This is a genomic window from Pantoea agglomerans (assembly GCF_021397715.1).
GTDB classification, from domain to species: domain Bacteria; phylum Pseudomonadota; class Gammaproteobacteria; order Enterobacterales; family Enterobacteriaceae; genus Pantoea; species Pantoea astica.
Window position 1 is genome coordinate 2796903 of sequence record NZ_CP090207.1, and the last position, 22281, is coordinate 2819183.

At 56.0% G+C, this 22281-nt stretch carries 16 protein-coding genes; 7 read left to right on the plus strand and 9 right to left on the minus strand.

The window, feature by feature from the left end; all coding sequences use genetic code 11:
* The first annotated feature begins 141 nt into the window (after positions 1-141).
* Positions 142-882: a pyruvate formate lyase 1-activating protein gene (gene pflA / locus LZU96_RS13250; protein ID WP_010254935.1), complete on the plus strand. Its 741-nt coding sequence runs from the start codon at positions 142-144 to the stop codon at positions 880-882.
* A 634-nt stretch (positions 883-1516) separates the two neighbouring features.
* Here the strand turns inward: pflA and LZU96_RS13255 are convergent.
* From LZU96_RS13255 to lrp, 6 genes are all read right to left on the minus strand, one after another.
* Positions 1517-2668, minus strand: a complete 1152-nt coding sequence (locus LZU96_RS13255) for an MFS transporter (RefSeq protein ID WP_233984737.1) — start codon at positions 2666-2668, stop codon at positions 1517-1519.
* Between the two features lie 317 nt (positions 2669-2985).
* Positions 2986-4278 carry a serine--tRNA ligase gene (serS, locus tag LZU96_RS13260; protein ID WP_233984738.1) on the minus strand — a complete coding sequence of 431 codons (1293 nt, stop codon included), beginning with the start codon at positions 4276-4278 and terminating at the stop codon, positions 2986-2988.
* Positions 4279-4371: 93 nt separating this feature from the next.
* Positions 4372-5715, minus strand: coding sequence for a replication-associated recombination protein A (locus tag LZU96_RS13265; RefSeq protein ID WP_233984739.1), 1344 nt, complete (start codon positions 5713-5715; stop codon positions 4372-4374).
* 7 nt (positions 5716-5722) lie between these two features.
* Complete coding sequence (gene lolA / locus LZU96_RS13270) at positions 5723-6334, minus strand: outer membrane lipoprotein chaperone LolA (RefSeq protein WP_031376650.1); 612 nt, start codon at positions 6332-6334, stop codon at positions 5723-5725.
* A gap of 181 nt (positions 6335-6515) precedes the next feature.
* Complete coding sequence (locus LZU96_RS13275) at positions 6516-10100, minus strand: DNA translocase FtsK 4TM domain-containing protein (RefSeq protein WP_233984740.1); 3585 nt, start codon at positions 10098-10100, stop codon at positions 6516-6518.
* Positions 10101-10218: 118 nt separating this feature from the next.
* Complete coding sequence (gene lrp, locus LZU96_RS13280; protein WP_006118610.1) at positions 10219-10713, minus strand: leucine-responsive transcriptional regulator Lrp; 495 nt, start codon at positions 10711-10713, stop codon at positions 10219-10221.
* 522 nt (positions 10714-11235) lie between these two features.
* On the opposite strand from lrp, the gene trxB reads away from it, so the two are divergent.
* The 5 genes from trxB (at position 11236) to infA (ending at position 17138) form a co-directional block, all read left to right on the plus strand.
* On the plus strand, positions 11236-12204 hold the full coding sequence (gene trxB / locus LZU96_RS13285) for a thioredoxin-disulfide reductase (protein WP_233984741.1): 969 nt from the start codon (positions 11236-11238) through the stop codon (positions 12202-12204).
* Between the two features lie 145 nt (positions 12205-12349).
* Entirely contained in the window at positions 12350-14119 is a 1770-nt protein-coding gene (gene cydD, locus LZU96_RS13290) for a heme ABC transporter permease/ATP-binding protein CydD (RefSeq protein WP_233984742.1), read from the plus strand.
* Positions 14119-15849 carry a heme ABC transporter ATP-binding protein/permease CydC gene (cydC, locus tag LZU96_RS13295; RefSeq protein ID WP_233984743.1) on the plus strand — a complete coding sequence of 577 codons (1731 nt, stop codon included), beginning with the start codon at positions 14119-14121 and terminating at the stop codon, positions 15847-15849. Before cydD ends, cydC begins: the two co-directional genes overlap by 1 nt.
* A gap of 33 nt (positions 15850-15882) precedes the next feature.
* Positions 15883-16575, plus strand: a complete 693-nt coding sequence (gene aat / locus LZU96_RS13300; protein ID WP_233984744.1) for a leucyl/phenylalanyl-tRNA--protein transferase — start codon at positions 15883-15885, stop codon at positions 16573-16575.
* A 344-nt stretch (positions 16576-16919) separates the two neighbouring features.
* On the plus strand, positions 16920-17138 hold the full coding sequence (gene infA / locus LZU96_RS13305; protein ID WP_002211347.1) for a translation initiation factor IF-1: 219 nt from the start codon (positions 16920-16922) through the stop codon (positions 17136-17138).
* 86 nt (positions 17139-17224) lie between these two features.
* Here infA and clpA read toward each other — a convergent pair whose 3' ends face one another.
* Together clpA and clpS are read right to left on the minus strand one after the other, a co-directional pair.
* Entirely contained in the window at positions 17225-19501 is a 2277-nt protein-coding gene (gene clpA / locus LZU96_RS13310; protein ID WP_233984745.1) for an ATP-dependent Clp protease ATP-binding subunit ClpA, read from the minus strand.
* A 52-nt stretch (positions 19502-19553) separates the two neighbouring features.
* On the minus strand, positions 19554-19874 hold the full coding sequence (gene clpS / locus LZU96_RS13315) for an ATP-dependent Clp protease adapter ClpS (RefSeq protein ID WP_003849318.1): 321 nt from the start codon (positions 19872-19874) through the stop codon (positions 19554-19556).
* A gap of 316 nt (positions 19875-20190) precedes the next feature.
* Here clpS and cspD point away from each other — a divergent pair, with 316 nt between their 5' ends.
* Complete coding sequence (cspD, locus tag LZU96_RS13320; RefSeq protein WP_233984746.1) at positions 20191-20424, plus strand: cold shock-like protein CspD; 234 nt, start codon at positions 20191-20193, stop codon at positions 20422-20424.
* A gap of 75 nt (positions 20425-20499) precedes the next feature.
* On the opposite strand, the gene LZU96_RS13325 is transcribed toward cspD, so the two are convergent.
* Entirely contained in the window at positions 20500-22149 is a 1650-nt protein-coding gene (locus tag LZU96_RS13325; protein WP_233984747.1) for an ATP-dependent nuclease, read from the minus strand.
* Positions 22150-22281 lie beyond the last annotated feature (132 nt).

Sequence of the window (22281 nt, forward strand, 5' to 3'; positions counted from 1 at the left end):
AGGCTCCGCAGGGAGCCTTTTATTCAAAGTCTGCTCTGTTGGTGATCTCCGTTGAGGTCACAACCAGAATCGATTTCCTGCCCTGAGCGCAACAGAGATTGCGCCGTCTGTCCCGGCAGACTCACTGGAGAAAACATCGCAATGTCAGTCAACGGTCGTATCCACTCGTTCGAATCCTGCGGTACCGTCGATGGTCCCGGCATCCGCTTTATCACCTTCTTTCAGGGCTGCCTGATGCGCTGCCTCTACTGTCACAACCGCGACACCTGGGATACCCACGGGGGTAAAGAGATCAGCGTCGAGGCGTTGATGGCGGATGTGCTCTCTTATCGTCATTTTATGAATGCCTCTGGCGGCGGCGTGACGGCATCGGGCGGTGAGGCCATTTTGCAGGCGGAGTTTGTACGCGACTGGTTTCGCGCCTGTAAAGCCGAAGGCATTCATACCTGTCTTGATACCAACGGTTTTGTCCGTCGCTACGATCCGGTGATTGACGAGTTGCTCGACGTAACCGATTTAGTAATGCTCGATCTCAAACAGATGAATGATGACGTTCACCAGATCCTGGTCGGCGTCTCGAATCATCGCACGCTGGACTTTGCTCGCTATCTGCAGAAAAAAGGTAAGCGCACCTGGATTCGTTTTGTCGTGGTGCCTGGCTATTCTGACGACGACGATACCGCGCATCGGCTGGGTGAATTTACCCGCGATATGGAAAACGTGGAGAAGATTGAGCTGTTGCCCTATCACGAACTGGGCAAACACAAATGGATTGCGATGGGTGAAGAGTACAAGCTGGATGGCGTTAAGCCGCCCAGCAAAGAGACAATGGAACGGGTTAAAAACATCCTCGCCAGTTACGGCCATGAAGTCATGTACTGATTAAGCGAAAAATATCTGAAATAACCCGTGGCTTAATGCTCGTCAGTTAAGGTTAAATTTGCAAAGGCTGTCACGTTCAGACGTGGCAGCTTTTTTTCTGCGCCAGCGTGCCGGAGTGCGGGCCTGAGCATCTCTGTTGCTGCCGGGCCGTCCTCGCGCCGCTCACGCGGTACCTTCGGCTTTGACGGCGTGCCGACGAACCGTTCGGGGATCGGCCCTCCCTGGCCGGCCCCGAACTCACCACGCTTCCCGGCGTGGCGTTCTGGCCCAACGTCACGCCTCAGCGCTGCGGATAACCCTTTCAGCAGCAGAGGCGCTCAGGCCTTCACGCTCGTGCCCTTTTTAACAACACGCACTGAAGTTTCAGAGCAGGCTGGGGCCGATCAGGGGCAGGCAATCCGCAGCGCTGAACAGAATGAGTCTGCCAGGAGAGCCCGCAGGACGCGGGCGAAAGGCGGGGCGGCACAGGATGTGCCATCCCCGACGGTCCGTCAGGCAGAGGAATGAAGTGAAGGTACCGCGCAGCGGCGCGAGGACCGCCAGTCCCTGAGCTGCACCAGACTGCGTTATCACTCGGCGCTTAAAGGACGAGCACTAAGCTCTACTGTCTGGCAATCAGTTTACGCTCCGGCAATCAGGCATGCGCCACCGGCGTGGCGTGATGATCAGCCTTACGCAGCAGCATTACCAGATAGATCAGCGCCACCGCAGCAATCATCACAAACAGCAGTCGGTCAGAATAATTCTGCATCAGCATTGAGGTCATCGCTGGCCCTACCAGACTGCCAACGGTATAACTCATCAACAACGCCTGATTCATCGCTACCAGTTCATGATGTGCGACGGTTTCACAGGCCCACGACATAGCAACCGGATAGAGCGTAAAGCCCGCCAGCCCCAGCACAAACAGTGCCGGTGCCATCGCGGCGCTGGTCAGCATCGCCATCGCGCCCAGAATTACCACAAACACCTGTACCCGTAATACCAGCATCCGGCCAAAGCGATCTGCCAGTCGGCCAATTGGCCACTGCCCGACAATACCTGCGCTGACCAGTAGCGCCATCCAGTAGCCAACATTGGCATCGCTCATTCCCTGGTGCGACAGGTAGAGCGGCATCAGACCATAAAGCGAGCCCAGAACGATTCCTGAAATAATGCAGCCATTGATGCCTAAGCGCGAACTGCGACGACGCAGCATCGGCCAGATGCGACCTGGCGCGGCTTCTGCTGTATCGCCACTGGCAGACACGCGGGTAAACACCAGCGGTAACACCGCACAAAATACCAGACTGGTTACCCAGGGGATCACACTTAACAGTTCAGTCGACAGCTTGCTGACCAGCAACTGACCTGCCACGGTACCGAGATAATAGACAATCATATACGCCGCCAGCAGCTGGCCACGGTTGCGTACCGTCCCGCTGCACAGCAATGCGCTTTCCACCACCACCCACATCAGCGCACAGCCCACACCGGCGACAAAACGCAGCGAGCTCCACGCCCAGAACCCATCCATCATTGCCAGGCAGATAGTGGCTATGGCAAACAGAGCGGTCGCAAAGTAATAGCTCCGGTTGAAGCCATACTGGCGGATTAACCAGCCGGCCAGCAGCGTCCCGGCCAGATTACCGGTGTAATAGGAGGAGCTGACAATACCTACCTGCCAGGTTGTCAGTAAGTCATGGGTCAGCCACAGCGGGACCAGAGTGTTAAGCACGGCAATAGAGACGGTCATTAACAGCAGGCCGCAAAGCAGCAATAACACGGGGCGTGACCAGGTTGACATATGGGGAAAAAACCAAAGCGAATGAAGGAAATTGCGCGCAGTTTGCCATTGGTTTTTTTAAAGTCAATGGCCGGAAATTTCGCGCAGCACATTTTGCTGCGTGACAATTTAATTTACTAATCTTCAGTGGGTTACAGCAGGACGAAGCGGCAGGACAATAAACGCTATCTCTATGAAAAATCGCATTTTTAAGCCATTCGACCGAATGACCATCGATAACGTTTATTTGTGATAAGTTCTGAAACGAATTAATCCTATTCTGGAATGGCGGAGATAAAAAAACCCGGCCATAGCCGGGTCAGTTAAAACGAGATGGCTTAGCCGATAATTTCAACGCCGTTCATGTACGGACGTAAAACCTCAGGCACCTCGATTCGGCCATCCTGCTGCTGATAGTTTTCCAGCACCGCCACCAGCGTACGGCCGACAGCCAGGCCTGAGCCATTCAGGGTATGAACCAGACGAGGTTTCTTCTCCTGTTTGCTGCGGCAGCGTGCCTGCATACGACGCGCCTGGAAGTCGCCCATGTTGGAACATGAGGAGATTTCGCGATAGGTGTTCTGCGCCGGTAACCAGACTTCGAGATCGTAGGTTTTGGTCGATCCAAAGCCCATATCGCCGGTACAGAGTAAAACCTTACGATAAGGCAGGTTCAGCAGTTGCAGCACTTTCTCAGCGTGACCGACCAGCTCTTCCAGCGCATCCATCGACTGTTCCGGCGTGACAATTTGCACCATTTCGACTTTATCGAACTGATGCATACGGATCAGACCCCGCGTGTCACGACCGTAGGAACCGGCTTCAGAACGGAAGCAAGGAGTATGCGCCGTCAGCTTAACCGGCAGGCTCTCTTCTTCAAGAATCTCATCGCGCACCAGATTGGTCAGCGGCACTTCAGCGGTCGGGATCAGGGCATAGTGACTGCTGTCTGATTCCTCTTCCAGCGGACGGGTATGAAACAGATCCTCGCCAAACTTCGGCAACTGACCAGTTCCATACAGCGTTTCATGGTTTACCAGGTACGGCACGTAGGTTTCAAGGTAGCCATGCTGCTCAGTGTGAAGGTCAATCATGAACTGACTCAGCGCGCGGTGCAGACGCGCAATCTGACCCTGCATCACCACAAAGCGGGAACCGGTCAGCTTCACGGCGGCTGCAAAATCGAGCCCTTTAGCCGCTTCGCCCAGCTCTACATGATCTTTTACCTCGAAGTCGAACTGGCGCGGTTCGCCCCAGCGGCTGACTTCCTGGTTTTCGCTGTCATCTTTGCCCAGAGGCACTTCATCTGCCGGAATATTGGGCAGCGCCAGCGCAAAGTCACGAATTTGATTCTGCAGTTCATCCAGTTCTGCTTTAGCGGCATCCAGGCGTTCGCCCAGCGCATTCACTTCCTGACGCAGTGGCTCGATGTCTTCCCCACGTGCTTTGGCCTGGCCGATGGATTTGGATCGGGCATTACGCTCCGCCTGCAGGTTTTCTGTTTCTACCTGCAAGACTTTACGACGCTCTTCAAGCGAACGCAGCGTTTCCACATCCAGTTTAAATCCCCGGCGTGCCAGTTTTTCTGCGACTGCGTCTGGCTCGTTACGCAGCAGATTGGGATCGAGCATGCTTATCCTGTGTATTTAAAAGTTGGTTGAAAGAAGGGACGCACTCCAGCGGAATGCGTTGAAAACCTTGACCACATTACCGTAACGTCTGTTTCAGCGGTAGCGTTTTGTCGGGCTATTTTGATCCTGCTCAGCCAGCCAGCTTAGCTTTTCGCCAATCTTACCTTCGAGCCCACGCTGCGTCGGAACGTAATAGCGCGCACTGGCCATTTCGGGCGGAAAGTAGACCTCTCCGGCCGCGTAAGCGTTAGCCTCATCGTGCGCATAACGATACTCTTTGCCCAGCCCCATCTCTTTCATCAGTTTCGTTGGAGCGTTACGCAGATGTTCCGGGACATCATAATCGGGATGGTCGCGCGCATCACGCATCGCCGCTTTGAAGGCGGTATAGACTGCGTTGCTTTTGGGCGCGCAGGCCAGATAGACGATTGCCTGAGCAATGGCACGCTCCCCTTCGGCGGGCCCGACGCGGGTGAAACAGTCCCAGGCCGCAATCGCCACCTGCATTCCACGCGGATCGGCATTACCCACATCTTCTGAAGCGATCGCCAGCAATCGACGCGCCACATAGAGCGGATCGCCGCCGGCAGTGATTATCCGCGCATACCAGTAAAGGGCCGCATCCGGCGCGGAACCCCGCACCGATTTGTGCAGCGCCGAGATCAGATCGTAAAAGCGGTCGCCTTTATTATCAAAGCGCGCTGATCGTTCACCTGAGACTTCATTCAGCAACTGCGGCGTCAGTTCACGCTGGCCCGATGCGTTGGTTTCGGCCATGTCGGCCATCATCTCCAGCGTATTGAGCGCCCTTCGCGCATCGCCATTCACCAGCTCAGCGATCATGCGACGAGTATTATCGGGCAGCACAATGTCGCTGTCGCCGTAGCCACGCGCTTTATCCTGCATCGCCTGATCCAGCACCTGCTCAATATCGTCGTGGGTCAGCGATTTCAACAGATAGACGCGAGCGCGCGACAGCAGTGCCGAGTTAAGTTCAAACGAAGGATTTTCGGTGGTTGCACCGATAAAAGTGATGGTGCCGTCTTCAATGTGCGGTAAAAATGCATCCTGCTGGCTTTTATTGAAGCGGTGAACCTCATCCACGAACAGAATGGTACGTCGCCCGACCTGCTTGCTCTGACGGGCACGCTCAATAGCCTCACGAATCTCTTTAACGCCCGAGGTCACCGCAGAGATTCGCTCTACGTCGGCGTTGCCATAATGAGCAATAATCTCAGCCAGCGTAGTCTTACCGGTCCCGGGCGGTCCCCACAGAATCATTGAGTGCAGATGGCCTGCTTCAATGGCACGCGGCAACGGCTTTCCGGCACCCAGCAGATGTTGCTGACCAATGTACTGTTTCAACGTTTCTGGCCGCATACGCGCGGCCAGAGGTTTGAAATTTTCAGTGGAAAAATCCAGGGACAGGTTACTCACTGCGACCTCACTGACGTTGATCGTCCACCGTGACGCCTTTTGGCGGAGTGAACGTAAATTTATCCGGGCTGATCGCCCCATTCTGCTGACTTTTCAGCTGGTAATCGCTGCGCTGACCATCCTGCTCAATAGCACTGAAGCGGTTGATGGTGCCGCCTGGCGTCACCTGGATGGTGAACTGTTTCAGGTTGCCATCGCTGTTTTTAGGGGTCAGTTCAAAATTGTCGCCCTGCTGTTTAATGTTGTACTGCTTCCAGTCATTGGACTGGTTACGGGCAATCAACATGAAAGGGGTGTTGCTGGTGGCATTCTGCAGCAGGCTGACCGTCGCCTGTTCAACAAACGGGTTGTAGAACCACAGTGATTTGCCATCAGAGATGATGATGCTTTCGTCCGGGGCGGTCATATGCCAGTTAAACAGGCTGGGACGTTTCACCCACAGCTCACCTTCACCATCCTGCACGTTAGCCCCGCTGCTGTCGGTCACTTTTTGCGTGAAGCTGGCATGGAAGCTGCTGACCTTGTTCAGGCGCTGTTGCAGATCACTGGACGCATCAGCCAGTACGCTGGCTGATGAAAAGGTGGCCAACAGGCCAAGAGCGATTACGCGTAATTTCATCTGCTTCAATTCCTTATTTAAACGTTCCCATGACTCACTCTCTTCAGCCTGGTCGCTATTCCGTGATCAGAACAGGAGAATAAACCGAAAGCATAGTCAGATATGGGGTTTAAGCGCCTGAAAACAATGAGCCAGTCGAAACTGGCTCATTGATTAATGTTGCAAAACGTATCGTCAGCCGTCACATATCGTGTGGCGGTGGTGACAGGACTTCACGGTTACCATTGTGCCCTGGTGCAGAAACAATGCCCTGCGCTTCCATCTGCTCAATGATACGTGCAGCCCGATTATAGCCAATGCGGAACTGACGCTGAACGCCTGAAATTGAGGCGCGACGTTTATCAACAACAAAGCCCACCGCCTGATCAAACAACGGGTCCAGCTCTTCATCGCTATCGATACCACCGCCGCCTTCGCTCTCTTCGCCCGCCGTAATGCTTTCGATATATTGCGGTCGACCGCGCGCTTTCCAGTCCTGAACCACCGCATGCACTTCCTGATCACGGACAAAGGCACCGTGAACACGCACCGGCATCGACGAGTTCGGCGGCATATACAGCATGTCACCCATGCCAAGCAGCGATTCTGCACCCCCCTGGTCAAGGATAGTACGGGAGTCGATTTTGCTGGATACGGTAAAGGCAATACGCGTCGGGATGTTGGCTTTAATCAGGCCGGTAATGACATCCACTGACGGACGCTGGGTTGCCAGCACCAGGTGAATACCGGCGGCACGGGCTTTCTGAGCCAGTCGGGCAATCAGTTCTTCAACTTTTTTACCTACTGCCATCATCAGGTCGGCGAACTCATCCACCATCACTACGATATAAGGCAGTTTTTCCAGCACGGGTGGCGTCATGTCCATGCTGTCACCCGGCTTCCAGAACGGATCGGGAATCGGACGGCCCATCGCTTCAGCCTGTTCAACCTTTTCGTTGTAACCGGCCAGGTTACGCACGCCCAGCGCCGACATCAGCTTATAGCGCCGCTCCATTTCACCCACACTCCAGCGCAGCGCATTCGCGGCATCTTTCATGTCAGTGACCACTTCGGTCAGCAGATGCGGAATCCCTTCATACACCGATAATTCCAGCATTTTCGGGTCGATCATGATAAAGCGGACTTCTTCCGGCGTCGCTTTGTATAGCATGCTGATGATCATGGCGTTAACGCCCACCGACTTACCGGAACCGGTGGTACCGGCTACCAGAAGGTGTGGCATTTTCGCCAGGTCGGCCACGACCGGCTGACCCGCGATGTCTTTGCCCAGCACCACCGCCAGCGGTGACGGATTGTCGCGGAACTTAGGACAATCCAGCACTTCACGCAGATAGACCGTCTGACGATGCTTATTCGGCAGTTCCAGACCCACATAGGGTTTGCCTGGGATCACCTCGACCACACGCACTGCGACGGTAGAGAGCGAACGTGCTAAGTCGCGCGACAGGTTGGAGATGCGTGCGGCTTTAACACCCGGTGCCAGATCCAGTTCGAATCGGGTAATGACCGGACCAGGCGAGATGCCCACCACTTCGGCTTTCACCCGGTAATCACCCAGCCGCGATTCAACCAGTCGGGCAGTCTGCTCCAGCGAGAACATATCAACCGGCTCTTCCTCTTCTGGCGGTGCGGTCAGCAGATCCAGCGAAGGTAGCGGGGTTGAAGGTTTTTCCAGCGGCTGTTCGTGACGCATCAGGAACGGATGAATCAGGCTCTCATGCAGTGACGGCTTCGCCTCTTCGACCGGCGCGGCTGCAGGCGCCGTATAGGCAGATGCCTGTGAAGCCGCAGATGATGCAGAGTGCGGCGGCTGCGTAGCGGCAGGTGCCGTATAAGCGGCTGGCGCTGGCGTCTGTGCAGTGGCAGAGGAAGCAGAGTATGACGACGGCGTGGTGGCCGGCGCCGTATAGGCGGGCTGCTCAGGAGCTGACGCCGCAGCGGGTGCAAAGGCGGAAGGTGCCGGAACCTGTGCAGAAGCCTGTGGCGATGAAACCTCACGCGTCTGCTGCCAGGGCTCATGTGAGGTGGCAGGCGCTTCAGGTTCAGGCGTGGCCGCAATGGTAAACAGCGGCTCGACCGGACCGTCATCGACCAGGTCCTTCATCGGTGAGAAGTCAAACGCAGACGCCGTATCCAGATTAAAGATCGGACCCTCTTTTTTTACTTCCGGCTCATAGCGCTGCTGTTGCTGCTCGGCGAACTGACGGGCCAGAGCCGCCTGCTGTTGCGCCTCCTGCTCTTCTTCGTCCTCCTGCTGCCAGCTGCTGCCATACCGCTGCTGCTGCTCAGACTGGAACGCCTGACGTAGTTCATCCTGCTGCAATGCCGCTTCCGCTTCGGCTTCGACCGCGGTGGTCGGAACATTCTCTTCGGTTTTCGCTTTCTCTTCCGCCATGCGCTGAGACGGCAGCTTAATGCCATACGAGGCCAGCTCACGACGGGTCGGCAATTTGACCGGATTTGGCCGCGGCAGTGCCGGACCGATGCCCTGCTTAACCTGCGGATTGAGGTTGGTCTCCGGCGCCAGATCGAACACCGGCGCGGTGCGCGTCGTTGCCTGAGCCGCTGCGGCTGCCGCAGCTACCGCTGCAGTCGGCGCGGCCGGCATCGATGGCGTGTCACGCCAGTTACCCATCTTAGGCTCGTCATCGTCATAGGCGCTGAACGACGGTGTAGCAGGCGCTTCATCCGGCATTTCAAAGCGGTATAACGTAGGCGTCTCCGCTGGGGCGCTATGCGCTGGCGAACTGGCTGCGGCAAACGCGGATTCAGTAACGTGGCTGGCGGCTGGCGCAGGGGTCTGCGGTGCCGTAAAGGCCGGGGATGAAGCAGGCTGCGACACAGGTACGGCGGTTGCCGGGGTAGGCACCGCAACGGCTGGTGTTGCTGGTGCGACAGGCGCAGAAACGGCTGCCGGGGCGATCGCCACCTCTGCCGCTTCCGTGGTGGCCGCGACGGCGGCACTGGTCGCAGCAGCAGCTTTCGCCAGCAGTGGATCATCCTGAGAGAGTTCCGCCCCGGCAGCCGCACTGCGCGGTGCAGAAAGCAGAACATCGTCGTCGTCCGGATTTGCCGCATGCAGCAGCGGCGCGTCAGCATGCTCACGCGCATCCGGCTCATCCTCGTCTTCCTGCCAGGGTTCATCGTGACGGGACCGGTTGCTGGCAAACGTCAGCACGCCCATCACCACCCCACCAATTTTTTCGGCAATAGTGAGCCACGACCAGCCGGTATAGAGCGTGATGCCCGCCGCCCAGACGCAGAGCAGGGTCAGCGTGCCGCCCGCCGGGCTAAACCACGGCGCAATCGCATTACTGACCAGGCTACCAATGACGCCGCCTGAGGCGAAGTACCAGATATCATCCGCGTTCAGCGCTGCCATACCACAGGTGGTCACTACCAGCGCCAGTACGCCGATCAGGCGTAAGCCGACGGCGAAATAGTCAAAATAGTCCTGATTATCGCGCTGGCGGAAAGCAATCCAGCACAGACCGAGGATCACCGGCGGTATGGCGTAGGCCATCACACCAAAGATGAACAGTAAGGTGTCAGCCAGCCAGGCGCCGACGCTGCCGCCAATGTTATGAATGGGTTCGTGCCAGGCCGTTTGCGACCAGCTCGGGTCGGAAGGGTTAAAACTGACCAGAGAAACCATCAGGTAGATGGCAAAAAGTGCCACCAGGATGAGCAACGCTTCCAGCAGACGACGTCCACTGCTCAGCGATTGTAACGAAACGTCTTTATCTTCTGTGTATTCCTGGCTCAAGAGAACTCTCCAGGTGCCTGTAAAGTAAGAAGCAACAGCGTCGGGCTGGCCCGACGCTGGTCCTGTATGAATTCACAGGAGTGTACCGAAATCTCACAGGTTTTGCACCTGCCCCGCATCAGCGAGTTTTGATCACCAGTCGATTGCTCTGTTTAACCTCTTCCATCACCACGTAAGTCCGCGTGTCGTTTACGCCCGGCAGGCGCAGCAGGGTTTCACCCAGCAGTTTACGGTAGGCAGACATGTCAGGTACGCGCGTTTTCAGCAGGTAGTCGAAATCGCCAGAAACGAGGTGACACTCTTGAGTTTCCTCAAGTTTTTGTACGGCGGCGTTAAATTGCTCAAACACATCCGGCGCACCACGATTCAGAGTAATCTCAACGAACACCAGCAGTGATGCATCCAGATAGTGCGGGTTTAACTGCGCGGTATAGCCAAGGATGAAACCCTGACGCTCGAGACGACGCACACGCTCAAGACATGGCGTAGGCGATAACCCTACGCGTTTGGAAAGTTCCACGTTTGAAATGCGACCATCTTTCTGAAGTTCATTCAGAATATTTCTGTCAATTCTGTCGAGATCTTTCCCGGGGCGTTTCTTATTGTCTACCATTATTATTGTCTCTCTTAATTCCTTCCCTTTACCTGCCACGCCCTGAAAACGCTCATTGTTCGGGGCATTTCTGAAGTGAACTAACCGAGCCTGCGCGCTTTCACACTTATCCGTATGACGCATGTTGTCTGTCCACATCATGCGTCATTACCAATATCAGGCTGCATTTATTCGGTGTTGCGTGCAAAACAAGAGAGGAAACCCTGTTTTGTTCCGATTAATGTTATTCGCTTCTGATAATGTTTTCGCAAAAGCGCAGGCGATTGTCAAAGTAAAATGTCCAAATTCAGTACAAGATGCCAGACAGACCGCTGGGTATCTGTTTTTAAATGAGTATTTTTGAACTGCTGCACCCACTAAAACCGATTTTTGCCCCCTTTTGGCGCAGACGGCAGGTGAAAAAGGGACTCATCGACTACGCCGTTTGCAGCTATCGTTAACAAAATTGCCGAAGCCTTGTCTTTGCCGCCGGATATTCCCTACAATCGCAGGCTATGTCAGCCGAATGAAACTGAGGAACGCATGAGTACGGCCAAACACAGTAAGTTACTCATTCTGGGCTCCGGTCCAGCGGGTTATACCGCAGCCGTTTATGCTGCACGCGCCAACCTGAATCCGGTATTGATCACCGGGCTGGAAAAAGGCGGACAGCTGACCACCACCACTGAGGTGGAGAACTGGCCGGGCGACCCGCACGATCTGACAGGTCCATCGCTGATGGAGCGCATGCATGAGCACGCCGAAAAATTTAATACCGAAATTATTTTCGACCACATTCACACCGTCGACCTGCAGAATCGCCCGTTCCGTCTCACTGGCGACAGCGGCGAATACACTGCCGATGCGCTGATCATCGCAACCGGTGCCTCTGCCCGCTACCTGGGCCTGCCGTCAGAAGAGGCGTTTAAAGGTAAAGGCGTTTCCGCCTGTGCCACCTGTGACGGTTTCTTCTACCGCAATCAGAAAGTGGCGGTCATTGGTGGCGGTAACACTGCGGTTGAAGAGGCCCTTTATCTCGCAAACATCGCGGCTGAAGTGCATCTGATTCACCGTCGTGACAGTTTCCGGGCAGAAAAGATCCTGATTGATCGTCTGATGGAAAAAGTGCGCAACGGCAATATCGTGTTGCACACCCACCGCACGCTGGAAGAAGTGGTGGGCGATCAGATGGGCGTTACCGGTCTGACCCTGCGCTCAACCCAGAATGACGCTGAAACAGAAGCGCTGGAGGTGGCAGGTCTGTTCGTGGCGATCGGACACAGTCCGAATACCGCGATTTTCGACGGTCAGCTCGAACTGGAAAATGGTTACATCAAAGTCCAGTCGGGCCTGCACGGCAATGCGACCCAGACCAGCATTTCAGGCGTCTTTGCCGCGGGTGACGTGATGGATCATATCTATCGCCAGGCCATTACCTCTGCGGGTACCGGCTGTATGGCGGCGTTAGATGCTGAACGTTTTCTTGACGGACTGGTTAAAAACGATAAGTAAGTTGTTAACCCTCTGATCTCAAATGTTCCGGGCGACTGTTTTTCAGTCGCCTTTTTTATGGCCCGCATGCTAGATTCTTGCGCCTGAACGGGATGAAAATGCCCTGTCATTTTTCATCGCTCATCGGCTCAAATCATGGTTTAGCATGGACAAAACCCGGCAGCAGCATCTTACCCGCTGGCTTCGTCAGCAACGTCATTTCGCCGGTCGCTGGTTGCGACTGAGCACGCTGCTGGGCGTAATCAGCGCACTGCTGATCATTGCTCAGGCCGGACTGCTGGCCGCGCTGCTGCAGGCGCTGATTATTGAACAGCAACCGCGCGCGGCGCTGAGTGGCGAGATGCTGCTGTTACTGCTCTGCTTCGCCATTCGCGCCCTGATCCACTATGCCCGCGAGCGAGTCGGTTATCGTGCCGGTCAGGCGATTCGTCAGGCGCTGCGTAAGCAGGTGTTAGACCGGTTGTCAGCGCTGGGTCCGGCCTGGATTCAGGGCAAGCCTGCCGGCAGCTGGGCCACCCTGCTGCTTGAGCAAATTGAAGAGATGCAGGACTATTATGCCCGCTATCTGCCGCAAATGACGCTGGCGGTGCTGATCCCCTGCTGCATCCTGTTAACCCTCTTTCCTCTCAACTGGGCAGCGGGTCTGATTCTGTTTGCTACCGCGCCGTTAATTCCGCTGTTTATGGCCCTGGTCGGGATGGGCGCAGCCGAAGCCAACCGCCGCAACTTTCTGGTGCTGGCGCGCCTGAGCGGTAACTTTCTTGACCGTTTACGCGGCCGCGAAACGCTGCGGCTGTTTCACCGCGGTGCGGCAGAGCAGCAGGCCGTGGCGGCGGCCACCACCGATTTTCGTCAGCGCACCATGGAAGTGCTGCGTTTAGCCTTTCTCTCTTCAGCGGTACTGGAATTTTTCGCCTCGTTAGCGATTGCCGTGGTGGCCGTTTATTTTGGCTTCTCCTACCTCGGTGAACTGCACTTTGGCGACTACGGTCAGGGCGTCACCCTGTTTGCCGGTTTTCTGGTGCTGATCCTCGCGCCGGAATTTTTTCAGCCGCTGCGTGATTTAGGGGCGTTTTACCATGCTAAAGCGCAGGCCGTCGGCGGTGCCGATGCGCTTGAACAGTTTATGCAGGCTAACCCGACCCGCGGCCCGGAACAGGGTGAAACAGCGTTTACTGCCGATCGGCCGATTACGCTCGCCGCCATCGACCTGCAGGTCTGTGCACCAGATGGCCAGATACTGTGTGGCCCGCTGACCTTTAGCCTGGCAGCAGGTGAACGTGTTGCGCTGGTTGGCCAAAGCGGAGCCGGTAAAACCGCGCTGATGAACGTACTGCTGGGCTTCCTGCCCTATCAGGGTTCGCTGAAAGCGAACGGTGTTGAATTGCGCGAGATGCGCCGGGCTGACTGGCATCAGCAGCTCAGCTGGGTCGGACAAAATCCTCAGCTACCGGCCGCTACGCTGCGCGACAATATAGTGATGAATGCAGAATGGGATGCCGGACGCTTTAGCGCCGTGCTCGAGGCCTGCGGCGTCAACGAATTTCTGTCGCGACTGCCGCAGGGCATTGAAACTCAACCAGGCGATGGCGGCAATCAGCTGTCGGTTGGTCAGGCGCAGCGTATTGCGGTGGCGCGGGCGCTCTATAAACCCTCTCATTTGCTGCTGCTCGATGAACCTGCCGCCAGTCTGGATGCGCTCAGTGAACGTCACGTCATGCAGGCGCTGAATCAGGCTGCCACTCAGCAGACTACCCTGATGATTACGCATCAGCTGGATGCATTACGCGACTGGCAGACACTGTGGGTAATGGAGGCGGGCAAGCTGGTACAACAAGGTGACTGGCCGACGCTGTCGCAGCAGCCGGGTCCGTTCAGTGAAATGCTGAAGCACCGTCAACAGGAGATTAACTGATGTCCGCTTTGCGTCCGTTTCTTCGCCTCTGGCTGCGTCATCCTTTTCGCTTAGCGCTGGGAATTGTGCTGGCGATCCTCACTTTACTGGCCAGCATCGGCTTGCTGACGCTCTCCGGCTGGTTCCTCGCCGCTTCATCCGTGGCGGGTGTCGCCGGACTCTACACGTTCAACTATATGCTACCCGCCGCAGGGGTGCGCGGCGCAGCCATCATCCGCACCGCCGCCCGCTATGCTGAGCGACTGGTCAGTCACGACGCGACTTTTCGGGTGCTACAGCATCTGCGGGTGCATACCTTCAGCCGCCTGATTGCGTTGTCACCGGGACAGCTATCGCGCTTTCGCCAGGCCGATCTGCTCAACCGTTTTGTTGCCGACGTCGATACGCTCGATCATCTTTATCTGCGGGTTATTTCCCCGCTGGCGGGCGCGCTGGTGGTGACGATAGTGGTCACCGTGGGTCTGAGTTTTATCGATCTCCAGCTGGCATTGACGCTGGGCGCGATCATGCTCGCCACGCTGATCATCCTGCCACCCCTGTTTTATCGCCTGGGCTCGCCTGCCGGTGTGGCGATTGCCGGTGGCCGGGCCCGCTGGCGCTCACAACTGATGCACTGGCTGGCTGGTCAGGCGGAACTTACCCTGTATGGCGCCTCGCCGGCGTGGCGTAAACGGCTGGATGAAGAAGAACAACACTGGCTACGGGCGCAGGGCCAGCAGCTACGTTTACAGGCGGCGGCGCAGAGCCTGCTGCTGCTGATCAGCGGCCTGACAGTGACCTCGCTATTGTGGCTGAGTGCCGGCAGCATCAGCGAACAGCAGTTACCCGGCTCACTCATTGCGCTGGTGGTGTTTTGCGCGCTGGCGGCGTTTGAAGCGCTGGCCCCGGTTGCCGCTGCCTTTCTGCCGATGTCGCAGGTAATGGCCTCGGCCCAGCGGGTCAATGACATTATCGATCAGGCACCGGCGATCACATTCCCGACCCACGGCAGCGCCCGCCCCGGTAGCCTGGCAGTAGAGATCGACCAGCTCGATTTCAGCTATCCCGATCGTCCGGATAAAGTGCTGAACCAGCTTTCGCTGCAGGTTAATGCGGGCGAGCGCATTGCGCTGCTCGGTCCTACCGGCTGTGGAAAATCGACCTTGCTGGGGCTGCTGACCCGTGCCTGGGAGAGCCAGCAGGGCGCGATTATTCTCAACGATCTGCCGATCGCCGCCTGGCCGGAATCAGCCCTGCGCCAGCGCATCAGCGTAGTGACGCAACGGGTGCACCTGTTCAGCCAGAGCCTGCGGGATAACTTACTGCTGGCCTGCCCCACTGCCGATGATGAGACATTACGCCAGGCGCTGATCGATACCGGTCTGCAGCGCCTGCTGGAAACGCCAGAGGCGTTAAATGCCTGGATGGGCGAAGGCGGTCGTCCGCTTTCTGGCGGCGAACTGCGACGTCTGGCGATTGCCCGGGCGGTGCTGCATAACGGCGATCTCTGGCTGCTGGATGAACCCACCGAAGGCCTGGACGCCACGACGGAACAGCAGATTCTTGTTCTGCTGCAGCGGCTTACGGCAGGCAAAACGGTGATTATGGTGACCCATCGCCTGAGCGGACTGGAGCAGATGGACCGCATCTGCGTGATGGATAATGGCGTCATTGTCGAACAGGGAAGCCATGCCGAATTAATCTCAAAAGCGGGCCGCTACTGGCGTTTCCGGCAGCGGATTGCGCTATAGTCTTAGCGACATGCTGATGAGTAGAACAACGCGATGAGACTGGTACAACTGTCACGGGAATCCCTGCAATTTCCGCCTGCGGAGATGGCGCTGCGCGAGCCGAATGGCCTGCTGGCGATGGGTGGCGATCTCTCCCCTGCCCGCTTACTTAACGCCTATCAGCACGGCATATTCCCCTGGTTTTCTCCCGGCGATCCCATCCTCTGGTGGTCACCCGATCCGCGCGCGGTATTGTTACCGGAGCATTTTCATCTGAGTCGCAGTATGAAGCGCTTTCATCAGCGCTCGCCCTATCGCGTCACGATGAACGAAGCGTTTAGCGACGTGATTGACGGCTGTGCCACTGGTCGTGAAGAAGGCACCTGGATTACCTTTGAGGTAAAGCGGGCCTGGCTGCGGCTGTATGAATCGGGTCATGCGCACTCGATAGAGGTCTGGGACGAGCAGAAACTGGTGGGGGGAATGTATGGTCTGGCGCTGGGACAGATCTTTTGCGGCGAGTCGATGTTCAGTCGTCAGGAGAATGCCTCAAAAACCGCACTTTTGGTCTTCTGCCAGCACTTTATCAGACATCAGGGGCGTCTGGTGGATTGTCAGGTACTTAACCCCCATACTGCCTCGCTGGGGGCGCGGGAAATCCCGCGCGCTGACTATCTGCAATATGTACAAAGCCTTGCGTGGCAACCGGTCAGCGACGGATGCTGGCGGACACAAACGCTTTTTTAACCGCGCGCAGATGTTTTGCACACATAAAGGCGTATAAGTGATATAATAATCGAGTTTGGTATGTCGTCCGCGCTTGGTTATCACGAGCCGGAATTGCCAGGCTGGGAATCTCAACGCACTCTCGGAACTGTTTCAATCGTGCGCGTGTAACCGGTTGATACAGATTCTTAGCCCGCTAATCCCCCGCAGACGTCACATAAACACCCGAATTTTACCGTAATGCTCGCGTATCACGCGAAGCACGGCAAAGCGTTGGCAAAATCGCCGACGGTTCTTTACATAAATCGTTGAATTGGGCATTATCTTGCCGGTTCAACTGAAAGGTAGTACACCCAGAGGATTCGATGGCCAAAGAAGACAATATTGAAATGCAAGGTACCGTACTGGATACGTTACCTAACACCATGTTCCGCGTAGAACTTGAGAACGGACACGTGGTTACCGCTCATATCTCCGGTAAAATGCGCAAAAACTACATCCGCATCCTGACGGGCGACAAAGTCACAGTCGAGCTGACCCCGTACGACCTGAGCAAAGGCCGCATTGTCTTCCGTAGTCGCTAAGCTGCGATAGTCTCGCGGCATCAGAAATGCAGCGAAAAAAAAGGCCGGATTTTAATCCGGCCTTTTTCATATCTGGCATCCGTCAATTAATGCACGGTGCCTTCGGTTTTACGTTTCTCTGCACTCAGGAAGTGATAGGTCAGCTGACCTTTCTCACGATCCAGCGCTACCGAGACTGAACCACCATCCACCAGCGAACCAAACAGCAATTCATTGGCTAACGGTTTCTTCAGGCTTTCCTGCACGGTGCGTGCCATCGGACGGGCACCCATCGCTTTGTCATAGCCCTTCTCAGCCAGCCAGTCACGCGCTTCATCACTGACTTCCAGCGACACGCCTTTCGCATCCAGCTGCGCCTGCAACTCGACAATAAATTTGTCGACCACCTGATGAATCACCTCTGGTGACAGGTGACTGAACCAGATGATGTTGTCCAGACGGTTGCGGAACTCTGGCGTAAAGATCTTTTTGATCTCTTCCATCGCGTCGGTGCTGTTGTCCTGATGAATCAGGCCGATAGATTTACGTTCGGTTTCACGTACCCCGGCGTTGGTGGTCATCACCAGCACCACGTTACGGAAGTCCGCTTTGCGACCGTTGTTATCGGTCAGCATACCGTTATCCATCACCTGCAGCAGCAGGTTGAACACGTCAGGATGCGCTTTCTCAATCTCATCCAGCAGTACTACCGCATGAGGATGTTTAATCACCGCATCGGTCAGCAGGCCGCCCTGATCAAAGCCAACATAACCCGGAGGCGCACCAATCAGACGACTGACGGTGTGACGCTCCATGTACTCGGACATATCAAAGCGCAGCAGTTCAATACCCAGCGCTTTTGCCAGCTGTACGGTGACTTCAGTCTTACCGACGCCCGTCGGTCCGGCGAACAGGAACGATCCCACCGGCTTACGATCCTGACCCAATCCTGCCCGGCTCATTTTGATCGCTTCAGTCAGCGCCTCAATGGCGTTGTCCTGACCAAACACCAGCATTTTCAGGCGGTCGCCCAGATTTTTCAGCGTATCGCGATCGGTGGCCGAGACGCTTTGCTCCGGAATGCGGGCAATACGCGCAACCACGGTTTCAATGTCAGCCACGTTAACGGTTTTCTTGCGTTTACTGGCTGGCATCAGGCGCGCACGCGCACCGGCTTCATCGATCACGTCAATCGCTTTATCCGGCAGATGACGGTCGTTGATATATTTCACCGCCAGTTCCACCGCCGCACGCACCGCTTTCGCGGTATAACGCACATCGTGGTGCGCTTCGTACTTGGTTTTCAGGCCATTCAGGATCTGCACGGTTTCATCAACAGAAGGCTCCGTGATATCGATCTTCTGGAAGCGACGCGCCAGAGCACGGTCTTTTTCGAAGATGTTGCTGAATTCCTGATAGGTGGTGGAACCCATTACCCGGATTTTCCCGCTGGAGAGCAGCGGTTTAATCAGATTAGCGGCATCAACCTGGCCACCTGAGGCCGCACCTGCACCGATGATGGTATGGATTTCATCGATAAACAGAATGCTGCTTTCATCCTGCTCAAGCTGTTTCAGCAGCGCTTTAAAACGTTTTTCAAAGTCACCGCGGTATTTGGTGCCAGCTAACAGCGAACCAATATCCAGCGAGTAGATGGTGCAGTCTTTCATGACTTCCGGTACGTCGCCCTGCTCGATACGCCAGGCGAGTCCTTCCGCAATCGCCGTTTTCCCGACGCCCGATTCACCCACCAGCAGCGGGTTGTTTTTACGGCGACGGCACAGCACCTGGATGGTACGCTCCAGCTCTTTATCGCGACCGATCAGCGGATCGATGCCACCGACGCGAGCAAGCTGATTAAGATTGGTGGTGAAGTTTTCCATACGTTCCTCCCCGCCTGCTTGCTCTTCGTTAACCGGATTTTCTGCGCCAGGCGCCTGGCCAGGCTCATCTTTGCGCGTACCGTGAGAAATGAAGTTCACCACATCAAGACGGCTGACTTCATGCTTACGCAACAGATAAGCGGCTTGCGACTCCTGTTCGCTGAAGATAGCGACCAGCACGTTCGCACCGGAAACTTCGCTGCGACCGGATGACTGGACATGGAAAACCGCACGCTGCAATACGCGCTGGAAGCTGAGCGTCGGTTGTGTATCGCGCTCCTCCTCACTGGCAGGTAGAACGGGTGTGGTTTGTTCGATGAAGGCTTCGAGTTCCTGCCGCAGAGCCACTATATCCACCGTACAGGCTTCCAGTGCCTCTCTGGCCGACGGGTTACTGAGCAACGCCAGTAACAGATGCTCGACGGTCATAAACTCATGACGGTGCTCACGCGCTCTGGCGAAAGCCATATTTAAACTGAGTTCCAGTTCTTGATTGAGCATTAGGCACCTCCCCCAATTATCGCTCTGACCTGTTTCCTATATGGAGACGCGATCAGGCTTTTTCCAGCGTACACAGCAACGGATGATGATTTTCCCGCGCATAATTGTTCACCTGGGCCGCTTTGGTCTCGGCGACTTCTGCAGTAAATACACCACAGATCGCCTTGCCGTGGTAGTGAACTTTCAACATCAGCTGCGTTGCACGTTCAACATCATAAGAAAAGAACTTTTGTACAACGTCAATAACAAATTCCATAGGTGTATAATCGTCATTATTCAGAATGACTTTATACATTGAAGGCGGCTTTAACCCTTCGCGTACTTTGTCTTCGGCCAGATGTTCAAAGTTAAGCCAGTCGTTTGTGTTTGCCATAGTGTTCCGTTGAGATTTCGACCATCGCATTTAAGCGGCTACATGTTGAGAGTTTAACATGCCTGTCAAGCGCCTGGCCGCTGATGAAAATTTATTCGGAAAATCCCACCCGCGACCTGTATCACAAAATTCGCAATAGCGTTAACTGCCTCAAATTTTGATGATTTTTTCCCCATCCAGCCTGGGGGTTTGCTTGACGCCAGCCGCCATTTCTCTACATTCTACTTGCACAAGCTGATTGAGTTTTAATCAAACTCGACTCACAGCTTCAATGACCTCACCTACTTATAAAATGTCTTGCGAGGGAAGTAAAAGCATGGAGACGGGTACAGTTAAATGGTTCAATAACGCCAAAGGCTTTGGCTTTATCTGTCCAGTCGGGGGTGGCGAAGATATCTTTGCACACTACTCAACGATTCAGATGGAGGGTTACAGAACGCTGAAAGCTGGCCAGCAGGTTCAGTTTGATGTCCACGAAGGTCCGAAGGGCAATCACGCCAGTCTGATTGTACCGGTAGAGATGCCGGCAGAAGTACAGGCCGTTGCCTGACACCTTCATCCCCATTCTGAATACTCCCCTAAAAATGCCAGCCAACGACGCTGGCATTTTTCTTGTGGCGACGCGTTAGTCTGCCTTGCCCTGTGCCAGCCCGATGACCTGAGCGAACATTTCGCGCATCAACGCCGGGATGGCATCCGGACCGCGTTCAGCCGCAGCGTTCGCCACCGCGATCGCCAGTTCAGGCTTCGAGGTCTGGTGAATCGCCTGAGTAATAATACGCCTGGCACTCATCTTCACGTTTAACGGCAGGTGCGCTGTCTCCAGATAAACCTCACGAAATCCCTGCTGAAAGAGAAAGTTTTCAATATCCCATGCGGGTAGCTGTGTCAGATGCTGCTGCTCGCTATCGTGCGGCTGCAGCTGGCTGCGGGCGGTAGCGGCATATTTGTTGCCCGCCTCGTCGCCGTCAGTCAGCACATGCCAGGCAATGCCCATCCGGCGGGCGAATTTCAGCAGTGGCCTGAGGCCCGACTGAGCAAATTCAATGACTTTTATCCCTTCGGCGGCAAAGCTGTAGCCACACTGCCGGGCCAGCTCATTGATGATCCAGACTTCGGTTTCCCCTTCCACCAGCAGCCAGCAGCGGGCAAACAGCGCGGCAGGCCGGTTGACGCGAATATGAAAACCGATGCGCCGGCTCTCCTCCGCACTCAATCCTTCCGGCCCGATGCGCCACGCCGCCACCCGTGACGGTTCACGGACCAGCCGGCAGACATTCTCCACCGGCACCTGCGACAGCAGTTCTGCCGAATTGGTGGTGGCGATTTTTTGCAGTGGCAGCAATGACAGCAGGTTCCACGCCACCGACAGCATAATCGGATGCAAACGGGTTTCCGGATCTTCAATCAGTAACAGCGGACGCGCATCCGGTGCCAGCGGCAGATCGCCGCGCGCCTGGATCAGCAGCGTGAACATCTGCAGCAGGATCAGTTGCCGGCTGCGCGAGTCATTGCCAGCAATCAGCTGATTAAGCTGGTCCAGCGCCCGCCATCCCTGATCGCCATCCCGCACCTGCGGATCAACCCGTCGGGCTACCGCCGATGCAGCGGGCTGCTGCACCAGAAAATAGTGCTCCATCAGCTGTTGCAGGGTTTTCAGTCCCTGCCGCAGCACCTCATCACTCAGTTGCTGCGGATGCCGCTCAAGATCGCGCGCCAGATCTTCCATGCCAGCCAGCAGTTGCGGATGCAGAGCCGGGTCGGCTGCCTCGCGCGGCCGCTCATGGCGGGAACGTGGACTGAAGCGCGCATCGCGCAGCCGCAACACCGGATGACGGCGCAGCAGCAGCGCAATGGCCGCCGCGCCGTTTTCCTGTGGCAACAGCTGCAGCTGGCGGTCAACCAGGCGCCGGCTGGCGCTGATGCCCTCCGCACGCCAGGTCGCGCGCACGCTGTAAAAGATCCAGCGCGCACCTTGCGGATCACGCTGCCAGAAGGGCTCCAGCAGCGCATCATGATTGTTGCCGTCATCACGAAAGTGAAACACCACCGAGAGACGACGTTTCGAATCCGTGACGTCGCCCGGGGTGAAATGGAAGTCGCCCGGGGTAAACACATACTCCTCGTGATGGGGTGATAACAGTAAACTCAGCGCATCAAGCAGGCTGGATTTGCCCCAGGCGTTCTCACCAATCAGCAGATTGGTCTGGGTTAAAGGCAGTGAAAGCTGATTGATGCCGCGAAAACCGCGAATGTCGATATGTTCCAGAATCATAGGGTGCCATCCTCTTATTAAACGAAGCATGGTTGGCGGAGACGGGCCGGTCAAGTCGGTCGGCATCAGGGGTTTACTCCATTGCACTTTTTGGTTAGCGTGTCGCCACTTTCCTCATGGATGACCTTATTC

Excerpts from the sequence above, each read along its gene's own strand:
- pflA (WP_010254935.1), top strand. The coding sequence starts at position 142 with ATGTCAGTCAACGGTCGTATCCACTCGTTCGAATCCTGCGGTACCGTC.
- LZU96_RS13255 (WP_233984737.1), bottom strand. The coding sequence starts at position 2,668 with ATGTCAACCTGGTCACGCCCCGTGTTATTGCTGCTTTGCGGCCTGCTG.
- serS (WP_233984738.1), bottom strand. The coding sequence starts at position 4,278 with ATGCTCGATCCCAATCTGCTGCGTAACGAGCCAGACGCAGTCGCAGAA.
- lolA (WP_031376650.1), bottom strand. The coding sequence starts at position 6,334 with ATGAAATTACGCGTAATCGCTCTTGGCCTGTTGGCCACCTTTTCATCA.
- lrp (WP_006118610.1), bottom strand. The coding sequence starts at position 10,713 with ATGGTAGACAATAAGAAACGCCCCGGGAAAGATCTCGACAGAATTGAC.
- trxB (WP_233984741.1), top strand. The coding sequence starts at position 11,236 with ATGAGTACGGCCAAACACAGTAAGTTACTCATTCTGGGCTCCGGTCCA.
- cydD (WP_233984742.1), top strand. The coding sequence starts at position 12,350 with ATGGACAAAACCCGGCAGCAGCATCTTACCCGCTGGCTTCGTCAGCAA.
- cydC (WP_233984743.1), top strand. The coding sequence starts at position 14,119 with ATGTCCGCTTTGCGTCCGTTTCTTCGCCTCTGGCTGCGTCATCCTTTT.
- aat (WP_233984744.1), top strand. The coding sequence starts at position 15,883 with ATGAGACTGGTACAACTGTCACGGGAATCCCTGCAATTTCCGCCTGCG.
- infA (WP_002211347.1), top strand. The coding sequence starts at position 16,920 with ATGGCCAAAGAAGACAATATTGAAATGCAAGGTACCGTACTGGATACG.
- clpA (WP_233984745.1), bottom strand. The coding sequence starts at position 19,501 with ATGCTCAATCAAGAACTGGAACTCAGTTTAAATATGGCTTTCGCCAGA.
- clpS (WP_003849318.1), bottom strand. The coding sequence starts at position 19,874 with ATGGCAAACACAAACGACTGGCTTAACTTTGAACATCTGGCCGAAGAC.
- cspD (WP_233984746.1), top strand. The coding sequence starts at position 20,191 with ATGGAGACGGGTACAGTTAAATGGTTCAATAACGCCAAAGGCTTTGGC.
- LZU96_RS13325 (WP_233984747.1), bottom strand. The coding sequence starts at position 22,149 with ATGATTCTGGAACATATCGACATTCGCGGTTTTCGCGGCATCAATCAG.